General features: G+C 31.1%; 15 protein-coding genes. 13 read left to right on the top strand and 2 right to left on the bottom strand.

Going from position 1 to position 12,653, the window contains the following annotated elements:
* The coding region (locus tag ABWO04_RS06970; RefSeq protein WP_353078574.1) for an FAD-binding oxidoreductase at positions 1-413 on the bottom strand (413 nt) is incomplete at its 3' end.
* A 206-nt stretch (positions 414-619) separates the two neighbouring features.
* Positions 620-994 (bottom strand): GxxExxY protein, encoded by a 375-nt coding sequence (locus tag ABWO04_RS06965; protein WP_353078573.1) that lies wholly within the window; start codon positions 992-994, stop codon positions 620-622.
* A gap of 210 nt (positions 995-1,204) precedes the next feature.
* Here ABWO04_RS06965 and meaB point away from each other — a divergent pair, with 210 nt between their 5' ends.
* The 13 genes from meaB to ABWO04_RS06900 all read left to right on the top strand — a co-directional run bounded on the left by meaB (position 1,205) and on the right by ABWO04_RS06900 (position 12,431).
* Positions 1,205-2,287, top strand: coding sequence for a methylmalonyl Co-A mutase-associated GTPase MeaB (gene meaB / locus ABWO04_RS06960; RefSeq protein ID WP_353078571.1), 1,083 nt, complete (start codon positions 1,205-1,207; stop codon positions 2,285-2,287).
* Positions 2,288-2,326: 39 nt separating this feature from the next.
* On the top strand, positions 2,327-2,824 hold the full coding sequence (locus ABWO04_RS06955; RefSeq protein WP_353078569.1) for a hypothetical protein: 498 nt from the start codon (positions 2,327-2,329) through the stop codon (positions 2,822-2,824).
* A gap of 9 nt (positions 2,825-2,833) precedes the next feature.
* On the top strand, positions 2,834-3,298 hold the full coding sequence (locus tag ABWO04_RS06950; protein ID WP_353078567.1) for a DMP19 family protein: 465 nt from the start codon (positions 2,834-2,836) through the stop codon (positions 3,296-3,298).
* Positions 3,299-3,347: 49 nt separating this feature from the next.
* Entirely contained in the window at positions 3,348-4,241 is an 894-nt protein-coding gene (locus ABWO04_RS06945; RefSeq protein WP_353078565.1) for an ABC transporter ATP-binding protein, read from the top strand.
* 93 nt (positions 4,242-4,334) lie between these two features.
* Positions 4,335-5,189: an ABC transporter permease gene (locus tag ABWO04_RS06940; RefSeq protein ID WP_353078563.1), complete on the top strand. Its 855-nt coding sequence runs from the start codon at positions 4,335-4,337 to the stop codon at positions 5,187-5,189.
* Between the two features lie 16 nt (positions 5,190-5,205).
* A complete protein-coding gene (locus tag ABWO04_RS06935) occupies positions 5,206-7,194 on the top strand; it encodes a T9SS type B sorting domain-containing protein (RefSeq protein WP_353078561.1) in 1,989 nt (662 codons plus the stop codon).
* A complete protein-coding gene (gene crcB / locus ABWO04_RS06930) occupies positions 7,191-7,562 on the top strand; it encodes a fluoride efflux transporter CrcB (RefSeq protein WP_291241554.1) in 372 nt (123 codons plus the stop codon). Before ABWO04_RS06935 ends, crcB begins: the two co-directional genes overlap by 4 nt.
* A gap of 8 nt (positions 7,563-7,570) precedes the next feature.
* A complete protein-coding gene (locus ABWO04_RS06925) occupies positions 7,571-8,584 on the top strand; it encodes a DHH family phosphoesterase (RefSeq protein WP_502903972.1) in 1,014 nt (337 codons plus the stop codon).
* Positions 8,585-8,594: 10 nt separating this feature from the next.
* Positions 8,595-9,143, top strand: coding sequence for a gliding motility-associated peptidyl-prolyl isomerase GldI (gene gldI, locus ABWO04_RS06920; RefSeq protein WP_353078557.1), 549 nt, complete (start codon positions 8,595-8,597; stop codon positions 9,141-9,143).
* Positions 9,144-9,149: 6 nt separating this feature from the next.
* Positions 9,150-10,226 carry a peptidylprolyl isomerase gene (locus ABWO04_RS06915; protein WP_353078555.1) on the top strand — a complete coding sequence of 359 codons (1,077 nt, stop codon included), beginning with the start codon at positions 9,150-9,152 and terminating at the stop codon, positions 10,224-10,226.
* A 6-nt stretch (positions 10,227-10,232) separates the two neighbouring features.
* Positions 10,233-11,441 (top strand): peptidylprolyl isomerase, encoded by a 1,209-nt coding sequence (locus ABWO04_RS06910; protein ID WP_353078553.1) that lies wholly within the window; start codon positions 10,233-10,235, stop codon positions 11,439-11,441.
* 116 nt (positions 11,442-11,557) lie between these two features.
* Positions 11,558-11,971, top strand: a complete 414-nt coding sequence (gene ruvX / locus ABWO04_RS06905; RefSeq protein ID WP_353078551.1) for a Holliday junction resolvase RuvX — start codon at positions 11,558-11,560, stop codon at positions 11,969-11,971.
* A 67-nt stretch (positions 11,972-12,038) separates the two neighbouring features.
* Entirely contained in the window at positions 12,039-12,431 is a 393-nt protein-coding gene (locus ABWO04_RS06900; protein ID WP_353078549.1) for an SRPBCC family protein, read from the top strand.
* Positions 12,432-12,653 lie beyond the last annotated feature (222 nt).

Genomic DNA, 12,653 nt, shown 5'->3' with positions numbered 1-12,653 from the left:
CCCATACTACTTGGATCCACAGGGTAAAACAATCCTTTTTCAGCTACTGCTTCACGTAATACTTGAGTAATTACAGCTGGTTCGGTAGTGACTTGCAAATTATTTTCGTCTATTTCTATAATTTTATTTAAACGTTCTAAGGATAAGCCTATTCCACCAAAAATAGATAACGCACCACCGCTCAAACCCGTTCTTGCGCCTATTGGTGTAGTTGGAATTTTATATTGATTGGCTACTTTTAGAATTTCAGAAATTTCTTGTGCATTGGAAGGTTTAAGAACTACTTGTGGTGGAAATGATAAATCTTCCGTTTCGTCGTGACCAAAATGCGATAGTGTTTCAGCATCTGTAAAAATATAATTTTCGCCTACAATTGCGGTTAATTTTTGAAAAGCTTCGGTATTGAAATTCATATATTTAATTGGTTTTTATATTTTTTTGCCACAAATTCACAAATTATTATTTTTTTAAATTCGAAAAAAAATGAATTGACTAAATATGAACAAATGTAATTAATATTGTAAATTTAAATTTGTCAATTCGTGGCAAAACTTTTTTTGCAACAAATTTTTATACGTTGATGATTTATTTGCTTTGCATATTTAGAATTTAACAAATTTTACAAAACAATTCTTTTGTATTCTAAAGAATTATTATTGAAATTTACAATTATTGCTAATTTATTGGCTGAAACTTTCAAATAATTCATTGCTTGCGCAATGTGCGAATCAGAAATAGAATTACAACATTTTACTTCTAAAATGATTTTATCAAATAACACAAAGTCTGCATAAAATTTATGTTTCAAAAATATATCTTTATATTTAACATTATACTCTTTCTCTCTTTCGAAAAAAATCAAAGATTTTTCTAATTCGTATTCAATTGCATCTTTATAAACAATTTCAGAAAATCCTTTCCCTAAATTTGAATGAATATCAAACATGATACCCATTATTTTATAACTTTCAGATTTATAAATTATGTTTGACATTTACTTATGTTTTTGAATTTGTGGCTTGCATTTATTTAATTATCAAATTTACTTTTTTTGAAAACGAATGCCCTAGCCCTGATAGGAGCGGTATCCTTTTTATTTAAGTTTCCTGAGGCACTCGAAGGCAACTTAAATAAAAAGATTTAGCGGATAGCAGGAATGGCTTCTTTTAAAAAAAATTATTACTTTTACACAAAGCAATTTTAATTGAGTAAAAATAATAAAATATCTGCACTTTCCGAAAAAGACGGAATAATTAAACCTGAAATAGTAAGTTCTCAGGTAGCAAAGCACATTCAGGCTTTTAGAAAGCAAGAAGTTAGTGCAGTTGAGTTGATTGAAAAAATTATTTTAGGCGACAAAGTGGCTTTGAGTAGAGCTATTACTTTAATTGAAAGCACCAACCCTATCCATTTTGAGAAAGCGAACGAAGTTATAAATGGTTGTTTGCCTTATGCGAATAATTCAGTTCGAATTGGTATTACAGGTGTGCCTGGCGTAGGAAAAAGTACATTTATAGAAGCGTTTGGAAAACACCTAACCAACATTGGAAAAAAAGTTGCAGTTTTGGCTATTGATCCAAGCAGCACATTAAGTCACGGAAGTATTTTGGGAGACAAAACCCGAATGGAAGAATTGGTAAAAGATGAAGATGCCTTTATTCGACCAAGCGCTTCAGGTGAAAGTTTAGGTGGAGTAGCTAGAAAAACTCGCGAAGCCATAATTTTATGTGAGGCCTGTGGCTTTGATACGATTATTATAGAAACCGTAGGAGTGGGACAAAGTGAAACTGCCGTGCATAGTATGGTAGATTTCTTTTTACTTTTAAAAATTTCGGGGGCTGGCGATGAACTACAAGGGATTAAGCGAGGTATTATGGAAATGGCGGATGCAGTTGTAATAAACAAAGCCGATGGCGACAATATACAAAAAGCAAAAATGGCGCAAATAGAATTTAACAGAGCGTTACATTTGTTTCCTATGAAAGATTCAGGATGGCAACCAAAAGTAACGACCTGCAGCTCAATAACTTCAGATGGTATTTCAGAAGTGTATGCGATTATTTTAGCTTATATTTCTCAAACAACTGATTCTGGTTATTTTAATGCCAACAGAGAGGCACAAAATCAATATTGGATGATGGAAACAATTAATGAACAACTGAAAAACAGCTTTTACCAACATCCAGAAATAATAAAACAATTAGAAACCGTAAAAAAACAAGTACTTCAACACGAAATCTCTCCTTTTGTGGGTGCGAAATATTTATTAGAACTTTTTAAGAAATAACTTCAATCAAAATAACAATAACAATCAAAATAAAGTATTATGAAAAAAATCATCACCGTCTTAATTATTTTAATTTCAACTTATTCTTTTTGTCAAGAAAAAGAAACATTTTCTTTTGTAAAAACAAGTTCTGGAGATGTTAAAATTTCAGGAATTTGGGAGCAATTAAACACTGTGGACGATTCTGGACAAACTTATTTAAAAAACAAAGAAGGAGTAATAATAGCTGTAGCTCAAAACCCTAAAAATGCTTATTCTTTTTTTAAAAGTACGGCTTCAAATTTTGTAAATGTTAAGTTGTTTTACAAATGGGATTCAGACTTCAGAAAAGAAAATAATTTTAAAACAGATAAAATTAAAGAAAACTCAAAAGACGAATACATCATATGGAAATATAATGACGGAAAATACGATAATGTATTTTTGTTTGGTTCCAGTAAAAATACCTTTTTAAATATACTTGTGTATACTTCAATTTGGAATGAAGAAGAAAAAATACTTTTTTTAGAAAACGTTTACAAAACAAATAAGCTTTAACATTTTTATATGCAAAATATTGAAACCGTATTACAATTAGAAGACGAAATAGCTATTATTGAAGCCGTTGGTACTCATATTTGGGATAAAAAACAAAAAACAGATTTAAACCACGCAGAAAAAACATTCGTACTAATAGATATTTTTGAAGCTGCGATGAATGAAGGCGGTTTACATTATTTCTTTAATAATGAAAGTGGCGATTTTGCTACTGAAATCATTCAAGCCTATAAAGAGATTGAAGCGCCTAAAACAGTAACGTTAATTACAAAAGCATTTCAATTGTTCACAGTAAAATATACCGAAGACACCACAAAAAGACAAGAGGTTATTGCCAAACTTGATGAAAAAATCATCTCCGGTTGGGAAGACTTAGATGAAATTTTCTTTACTGAAGAAGAGGAAGATGTTGTTGCACTAATTGTTGCTTTTATTCGAAAAAATAAATCGAAATTTCTTAACGAATACGTGTAACAGGATAACGTTTCTGTCGTCTTACCTATAAATTAAATACGTAATACTATTGGAAACTATATTAAAAATCAACAATCTTCATAAAAAATACGGTAAAGTTCACGCGGTAAACAATGTTTCTATTGAAATTAAGAAAGGAAATGTGTATGGGATTTTAGGTCCTAATGGATCTGGAAAGTCAACTACATTGGGCATTGTGTTAAACGTAGTAAACAAAACATCTGGCGATTTTCAATGGTTTGATGGGGCACATTCTACACACGAAGCCCTAAAAAAAGTAGGTGCCATTATCGAACGTCCGAACTTTTACCCCTATATGTCAGCAGAAGACAATTTGAAATTAGTCTGCAAAATAAAAAATATTCCTTTTACAAAAGTCACCGAAAAATTAGAATTAGTAGGTCTTTTAGAAAGAAAAGACAGCAAATTTAAAACGTTTTCTTTAGGAATGAAGCAGCGTTTGGCTATTGCCTCTGCTCTATTAAACGACCCAGAAATTTTAATTTTAGATGAACCTACAAATGGCTTAGATCCGCAAGGAATTAGACAAATTAGAGATTTAATCCGAATTATTGCCAATCAGGGCACAACAATTCTTTTAGCGTCTCACTTATTAGACGAAGTTGAAAAAGTATGCTCACACGTGATTGTAATAAGAAATGGCGTTACTTTATACCAAGGAACGGTTGACGGAATTACTGCAAATGAAGGTTTTTTTGAATTAGAATCAGATAATTTAGCTCAATTAAAAACTGCACTACAATCGTTTCCACAAATTGACAAAATTGAAGAAGAGGATTCAAAAGTATTGGTGTATTTAAATGCTAATTTGGAAGCATCCGAATTAAATTCGCACTTATTTAAACAAAATATCACACTGACACATTTAGTGAAAAGAAAGAACAGTTTAGAAGAACAGTTTTTAGAATTAACGAAACATTAATTTTGTTGCCTGAGGTTCTCGAAGGCAACAAAATTAATTCAACACTTGCCTTCGAGAGCCTCAGGCAACTTTCAAACTAAATAAACTAAAAAAATGAAAAGATTACTCTCTATAGAATTACAAAAAATATGGCAGAACAAAGCCAGTAGAATATTAACCATAGTCTATTTTTTATCGCTTTCGTTATTAGCTACGGTAGCTTTAATTGAATTTGATTTTGGTGTGTTTAAATTTGAAGCTGCAAAAAGTGGCTTTTTCAATTTTCCATATATTTGGCACTTCACAACTTATATTGCCTCTTGGTTAAAAATATTTTTGGCTGTAATTATTGTTTCAATGATTGCCAATGAATACAGTTATGGCACATTAAAACAAAACTTAATTGATGGGATGTCCAAAAAAGAGTTCTTATTATCAAAAGTGTATACCATATTAGTATTCTCATTAGTTTCGACAACTTTAGTTTTTGTAATTAGTTTAATTTTAGGTTTAAAATATTCTTCGTTTACAGAAATAGGCATCATTTTTTCGGATTTAGAATATTTGTTTGCATACTTTTTAAAACACGTTGCGTTTTTCTCTTTCTGTTTATTTCTTGCCTTGTTAATTAAACGATCTGCTTTTACATTAGGATTTATTTTTGTTTGGTTTTTAGGCGAAAATATTGGCCACGCCATTTTAAAATATCAAATTTTAGGCTATACACATTTAGATAAAGACACTACTCCAATTGATTTTCTAAAAAAATTATTTCCTTTAGAATCGATGTCAAATTTAATTGTAGAGCCTTTTACGAGATTAAATTTTGTGAAATCGGTTACCACTACAGTGGGTGCAACTATAGAGAAAAATTATGCCGTAGAGCCTGTTAGTATTGTAATAGTACTATTTTGGACCTGTTTATTCTTATTATTATCTTTTTACATCCTTAAAAAACGAGATTTATAGTATCTTTGCTGATGCTATGAAAAAAATAATATTTATATTTTTTGGCGTTTTATTTAACGTTGGTGTTTCGCAAAATATAACTGTAAATCAAACCTTTACAGCACAACAGCTAATTGAAAACATTTTAGTCAATAGTGGTTGCGTATCTGTAAGTAACTTTTCTGCAACTGGTGGAAATTTTAGTGCGGGTGAAATGAGTTTTGGTTATTTCAATGCTAATGGTTCTGTATTTCCTTTTCAAGAAGGTATTGTTTTAAGTACTGGAAAATTAAGTTCCGTAATTGGACCTAATACAAATTTTTCTGATTCAGGCATTGGAATGAGTTGGAATGGAGACACCGATTTAAATACTGCATTAAGTCTATCTAATACGTTTAATGCTACTGTATTAGAATTCGATTTTATACCGAATGCGAATACTATCAGCTTTGATTATATTTTTGCATCCGAACAATATCTTTTGAATCCAGCTTCAAACCAGTGCAATTATACTGATGGTTTTGCTTTTTTACTCAAAGAAGCTACTGCCTCTACGTATCAAAACTTAGCGTTAATTCCAAACACAACTATTCCTGTGCGAGTGAATACGGTTCGAGGAAGTGGAACTATTTGTCCTGCTGCGAATGAAGCATATTTTGATGCATTTAATTCAGGCAATTACCCAACTACTTATGATGGGCAAACTAAAATTTTAACGGCACAAGCAGCAGTAATACCTGGAACTTTATATCACATAAAATTAGTAATTGCCGACGAAGGAAATGCCCGATTTGATTCTGGGATTTTCTTAAAAGCCGGAAGTTTTGTATCAGAAAAAGACTTAGGACCTAATCGATTACTTTCATCAGGAAATTCCTTATGCCCTAACGAAACATTAATTTTAAATGCCACACAAGCTGGTGCTACAAATTACAAATGGTTCAAAAATGGAAATCAAGTTGGAACAAATAGTGCCACTTATGACGTAACTTCAGCAGGAACTTATTCTGTAGAAATAAACATCAATACTACTTGCGTGATTACAGGTTCAATTGAAATAGAATATGCGCCTAACATAACTACATCAACTACGAGTTTTACAGCTTGTGATACGAATTCTGATGGATTTGCCGACTTTGATTTGAACGCCATTAAAACCCAAATTTTTAACAACTTACCTAATAATTATAGTGTAGCATTATTTGATTCTCCCTCAGGAACAAGTGCTTTACCAGCAAACTTTACGAATACAACACCAAATCAACAAATTATTTATGCAAGAATTGTTTCGCTTGAAAATTGCTATTCTAACATTCCAATAACGCTAAACGTATTATCTTCTGGTGGTATTTTAACAACCGAATTAATAAATATTTGCAATAATTCAACAACTACAATTAGTGCTCCAAGTGGCTTTTCTACATATAGTTGGAATACTTTACCAGTTCAGAATTCACAAACAATTTCTATTTCAAACGAAGGAAATTATATTGTGACGTTAACAAGTGCGAATGGATGCACAAATACAAAAACATTCAATGTAATTAATTCTGAACTTGCTACTATTACAAGTATTGAAGTAAATGATTTTGAGGAAAATTTAACGGCTTTAATTACTATTATTGGAAATGGAAATTATACTTATTCAATTGACAATGTAAATTTTCAAAACACACCCTTTTTTAACTTGCCTGAACCTGGAGAATACCGTATTTATGTAAAAGAAGAACAATGCGGAACAATTTCTGATACTTTTTTCGCAATTTCCTATCCAAAATTTTTCACTCCTAATGGAGATACTTTTAACGATATCTGGCAAATTAAAAATTTAGATAAAAAAGGGTTAGAAAACAGTAAAATTTATATTTTTGATAGATTTGGAAAACTCATAAAAGAAATTAACAAAACCAACACCAGTTGGGACGGCACTTTCGATAATCAAAAGCTTCCTTCAACAGATTATTGGTTTGTTATAGAAGTTTCAAACGGTAAAATTATAAAAGGACATTTTAGTTTAAAACGATGATAAAAAACATATTTTTAGTACTTCTTGGAGGCGGAATTGGCAGCGTAGTCAGATATTTACTTAGTTATTTTTTAACCAGAAACAGTACAACTCAGTTTCCTTGGGCAACTTTTATAGCTAATGGTTTAGGTTGTTTATGTATTGGATTACTTTTTGGATATATTCAGAAAAATAATGTACAAAATGAAACGTTGAAACTTTTACTAATAACTGGGTTTTGTGGTGGATTTACTACTTTTTCAACATTTAGTTTAGAAAACATTCAATTTATTCAAAATCAAAATTATAACTTAGCGCTTTTATACACAATATCATCGATTTTTATTGGTTTTTTAGGTGTACTAATTGGTTTTAAACTATTTAACTAATGCAACATATAAACGAAAGTCAAATTTCTGAAATAAAACAACTCTTAGCAACTCCAAAAAAAATTGCTATCATTCCGCATAGAAATGTAGATGGTGATGCAATGGGTTCTACGCTTGGGTTATATCATATTTTAAAACAATTAAATCACCAAATTACGGTTGTTGTACCCAATGAAATTCCAGATTATTTACAATGGATTCCAGGTACAAATGACGCAACACTAATTTTTGAAGGCGCGCATACCAATAAAGCAATTTCTATTTTAAAAGAAGCAGAACTAATTTTTACGTTAGATTTTAATGCATTTCATCGTACAGGTGAGCAAATGGAAACGGTTTTAAAAACGGTTTCTGCAACATTTTTTATGATTGACCACCACGAGAAACCTGATACCTATGCAAAATATATGTTTTCAGATATTGAGTATAGTTCCACTTGCCAAATGGTGTATGAATTCATCCAAAAATTAGAACTTGGCGACTACATAAATGTAGATGCAGCTACGTGCTTATATACAGGAATCGCAACTGATTCTGGTGGATTTCGCTTTCCAAGAACTACCGGAAACTTACATCGTATTGTAGCCAATTTAATTGATATCGGTGTAAATAATTCGCAAATTCACGTAAATTTATACGATAATGGCGATTATAATAAACTACAAATTTTAGGAAAAGCGCTTTCAAATATGAAAGTGTTACCGGAATATAAAACCAGTTATATTGCACTTTCGCAACAAGAACAAAACGAACTACAAGTTAAAAAAGGCGATACAGAAGGTATTGTAAATTACGGCTTAACCATTAAAAATATAGATTTTACAGCCTTTTTTACAGAAGTTGCTGAAGAAAAAATTATTAAAATTTCATTCCGTTCGCAAGGTGATTTTGATGTAAATCAGTTTGCCCGAAATCATTTTAATGGTGGCGGACACAAAAATGCAGCTGGTGGGAAATCTTTTGATAGTTTAGACGACACAATAACTAAATTTATTGCTATTTTAGCAGTCGAAAAAAAATAAATTAACAAAAATGAACTCATTCAAATATATTTTACTTGTTGCAGCAACCATTTTCATTGCTTCGTGTTCTGAAAAGCAAGCGCGTAAACCCATTTCTCAAACTTCTGGAACTTTTATGAAAGAATCCATTGACAGAAATAAAAAGTTAAATGAACAAGAAAAAATAGCTATCACAAAAATCATTCAAAAAGATACTGCATTTATATACAATCGTTCAGAAAAAGGCTTTTGGTATGCTTATGAAACTAAAAGTACTGAAAACGTATTTCCTGTAAAAGGCGATGTAGTGAATTTTGATTATGAAATAACCGATTTATACGGAAATACCATTTATACCGCCGAAGAATTAAAAACACAAACCTATTATGTTGACAAACAAAACATTATGAGTGGCTTAAGAAACGGTATCAAATTAATGCATAAAGGTGACAAGGTGAAATTTATTTTCCCATCACAATCTGCTTACGGATATCACGGTGATGATAAAAAAATCGGAACGAATCAGCCTATTATTTGTCACGTGACGTTAAATGAAATTAAAACAGAAACCCCAGAATAATTAAAAATGAAAAAGATACTTACATTCCTTTTATTTAGCACGCTATTTATTTCTTGCACAAGCAAAGTTGAAAATGGTAATTTATCAGATGGTTTATATGCTTTAATTGAAACATCTAAAGGAGATATTACTATAAAATTAGAGTTCGAAAAAGCACCTTTTACCGCAGCAAACTTTGTTACATTAGCTGAAGGAAAAAATAATTATGTGAACTCCAAATACAAAGGCATTCATTTCTATGACGGATTGACTTTTCACAGAGTCGAAGCAAATCCCCCAATGATTCAAGGTGGTGATCCTTTAGGTTCTGGGCAAGGCGGACCTGGGTACAAATTTAAAGATGAATTTCACCCAGAATTAAATCACGGAAAAGCTGGAATATTATCTATGGCAAATTCGGGACCTAACACAAATGGTTCTCAGTTTTTCATAACAACAGATCAAACTCCTTATTTAGATAGAAAACACAGTGTTTTTGGCGAAGTAGTAGAAGGATTAGATATTGTAAGTACAATTGTGGTTGGCGATAAAATAAACACTGTTAAAATCATCAGAAATGGTGATGCTGCTAAAAAATTCGACGCGGTTAAAGTCTTTAAAGAATATTTTGACAAACAAGTCGAATTACAAAAAGTACTTGAGCAAGTTAAAATCAAAAAAGTAGCTCAAATTGAGGATATTAAAGCGACAGGAACCAAAACCAAAACAGGATTAATTTATAAATTAATTTCTTCAGGAAAAGGAAAAAAACCAGTTTATAGCCAAGAAGTATTTGTTCATTATGCCGGATTTTTTGTAGATGGCACGCTGTTTGACACAAGCTATGCAAATGTAGCCGAAGAGAATGGCGTATTAGATGAAGCCAGAAAAGAAGCTAACGGATATGCACCTTTTCCTTTTACTTACGGAAGTAAAACCGGCTTAATTCCTGGATTTATTGAAGGATTAGAAAATATGAAATTTGGCGATAAAATGGCCTTATTAATACCTGGGCATTTAGGGTATGGCGAACAAGGGTATGGCGCCATTCCGCCTAATGCCACATTATTATTTGAAGTAGAATTATTAGAAAAACCAAATTAATTAAAAATGAAAAAGTTAGTAGTATTATTGTGTGCATTAACTGCCACTGTTTCTTTAGCACAAACTAAAAATGCGAAACCAAAACCAGTAGTTTTGGAAGGTATATTTGCAGAAATTTATACCAACAAAGGTAAAATTGCCTTACAATTAGAATTTCAAAAAACACCAATTACTGTAGCCAATTTTATTACGTTAGCAGAAGGTAAAAATGAATTTGTAACCAACGACAGAAAAGGAAAACCATATTACGATGGTTTAAAATTCCACAGAGTTATTGCGAATTTTATGATTCAAGGTGGTTGTCCGTTAGGAACTGGAGCTGGAGATCCAGGTTATAAATTTAAAGACGAATTTGATCCAAGTTTAAAACACGACAAGCCAGGAATTTTATCTATGGCAAATTCTGGACCTGCAACAAATGGGTCTCAATTTTTCATCACACATAAAGATACACCTTGGTTAAACAACAAACACAGTATTTTTGGACACGTTATTGAAGGGCAAAAAGTAGTAGATGCTATTGCTCAGGATGATGTAATTGAAAAAGTTGTAATTGTTAGAAAAGGAAAATTAGCTAAAAATTTCAATGCAGAAAAAGTATTTTCAGAATATATGAAAATGAAACCTGAATTAGATAAAAAAGAAGCAGAAGAAAACAGAATTAAAGCAGAAGCAAATGCAAAATTAGAAGCGGAAAGAAAACAAAAAGAAGCGGAAGCAAAAGCCATTGCTGATAAAGAAATGAAAGAAAAATTAGGGCCGCTTTTAGCTGCTAAAGTTGCTGAATTAGCTGCTTTAAAAGCAAAAACGACAACTACTGCTTCAGGTTTACAATATAGCATCTTACAAAAAGGAACAGGCGTAAAACCTGCCGAAGGTAAAGATATTTATGTGCATTATGCAGGATATTTAGAAGATGGTACTCTTTTTGACAGTAGCTACGAAGCCATAAACAAAATGTATGGTAAATTTGACCAAAACAGAGCCAATCAAAACGGATACCAACCTTTTCCGTTTAAATACGGAAGCAAAGGGGGTTTAATCCCTGGATTTTTAGAAGGAATTAACAATATGAATTTCAATGATAAAGCTATTTTCTTTATTCCAGCAAATTTAGGATATGGCGAAAGAGGTGCCGGAAACGTAATCCCACCAAACAGTAATATCATTTTTGAAGTGGAAATTTTAGAAAGTTTACCAACTGCAAAAAAATAAGTACTGAACAATTAATTTTAAAATCTCATCTTGAGTTATCAAGGTGAGATTTTTTATTTGTATAAATTCATACATTTACTTAAGGTTTTACTTACTTTTGTATTTAAATTAATTTAATGGCGCGAATTTTATCCATAGATTACGGACAAAAACGAACTGGGATTGCGGTTACAGACGACTTTCAAATTATTGCAAGCGGACTTACCACTATTCCATCTACAGATTTAATTGCTTTTTTAAAAACCTATTTTTCTAAAGAAAATGTAGAAACTGTAATCATTGGCGAACCGAAACAAATGAATGGTTTACCAAGTGAAAGCACAGAAATTATAGAAAATTTCATAACGCAATTTCATACCGAATTTCCAAATATGAAAATGGAACGTGTAGATGAACGTTTTACTTCAAAAATGGCATTTCAAACTATGATTGATAGCGGTTTAAAGAAAAAACAACGCCAAAACAAAGGATTAATTGACGAAATTGCCGCAACAATACTATTGCAAGATTATTTGAATTACAAAAAATAAAGCGTAAATTTGAATTTAAGATTTACGAGTTTAGATTTACGAAACCTGAAACAAAAAAAACAAAATAATGAATTTAGAAAGTCCAAAAACAAACGTAAAAAAATCAGCTGAATACATTTTTAATGCCTTATCTGATATTAAAAATTTTGAGAAATTAATGCCTGAAAATATGGCTAAATTTGAAGTTATTGATGAAAATTGCTTTGAATTTGGTTTAAAAGGTATGCCTGAAATTAAATTGGTTAAAAAAGCAAGTACGCCAAATTCAGAAATTATTTTAGGTGCTGCATCAAGTAAATTACCGTTTACATTAACTGCAAAAATAGATGCAATTACTGAAAATGAAACCGATATTCAATTGTTTTTTGAAGGTGAATTTAACGCAATGATGGCAATGATGGTAAAAGGGCCAATTACTAAGTTTATTGAAACGTTATCAATTAATATGGATAAATTGTAATTAAGGATTTACGATTTACGAATTTAGATTTACGAAAAGCGACTAATTTTTTAATTCAGCTCAATTTTATCAATTACCAATTGAAAGGATTCATTTTTTTTATTGCCAATTAAAAAAACCAATTCTTCAAATGAACTACTATTATAATTTGGTAGATTTAGATCCTGACCTCGAAAAGAAGGGTATAAATCTTTCATATTAATAGTAATTTCTTGCCAGTCT

Origin of the sequence: Flavobacterium sp. (assembly GCF_040382755.1) — a bacterium.
Taxonomy (GTDB): Bacteria; Bacteroidota; Bacteroidia; order Flavobacteriales; family Flavobacteriaceae; genus Flavobacterium.
This window is presented reverse-complemented; position numbering and strand designations above follow the sequence as displayed.

Excerpts from the sequence above, each read along its gene's own strand:
- crcB (WP_291241554.1), top strand. The coding sequence starts at position 7,191 with ATGATAAAAAACATATTTTTAGTACTTCTTGGAGGCGGAATTGGCAGC.
- ABWO04_RS06900 (WP_353078549.1), top strand. The coding sequence starts at position 12,039 with ATGAATTTAGAAAGTCCAAAAACAAACGTAAAAAAATCAGCTGAATAC.
- gldI (WP_353078557.1), top strand. The coding sequence starts at position 8,595 with ATGAACTCATTCAAATATATTTTACTTGTTGCAGCAACCATTTTCATT.
- ABWO04_RS06965 (WP_353078573.1), bottom strand. The coding sequence starts at position 994 with ATGTCAAACATAATTTATAAATCTGAAAGTTATAAAATAATGGGTATC.
- ABWO04_RS06915 (WP_353078555.1), top strand. The coding sequence starts at position 9,150 with ATGAAAAAGATACTTACATTCCTTTTATTTAGCACGCTATTTATTTCT.
- ABWO04_RS06950 (WP_353078567.1), top strand. The coding sequence starts at position 2,834 with ATGCAAAATATTGAAACCGTATTACAATTAGAAGACGAAATAGCTATT.
- ruvX (WP_353078551.1), top strand. The coding sequence starts at position 11,558 with ATGGCGCGAATTTTATCCATAGATTACGGACAAAAACGAACTGGGATT.
- ABWO04_RS06935 (WP_353078561.1), top strand. The coding sequence starts at position 5,206 with ATGAAAAAAATAATATTTATATTTTTTGGCGTTTTATTTAACGTTGGT.
- ABWO04_RS06940 (WP_353078563.1), top strand. The coding sequence starts at position 4,335 with ATGAAAAGATTACTCTCTATAGAATTACAAAAAATATGGCAGAACAAA.
- ABWO04_RS06910 (WP_353078553.1), top strand. The coding sequence starts at position 10,233 with ATGAAAAAGTTAGTAGTATTATTGTGTGCATTAACTGCCACTGTTTCT.
- ABWO04_RS06955 (WP_353078569.1), top strand. The coding sequence starts at position 2,327 with ATGAAAAAAATCATCACCGTCTTAATTATTTTAATTTCAACTTATTCT.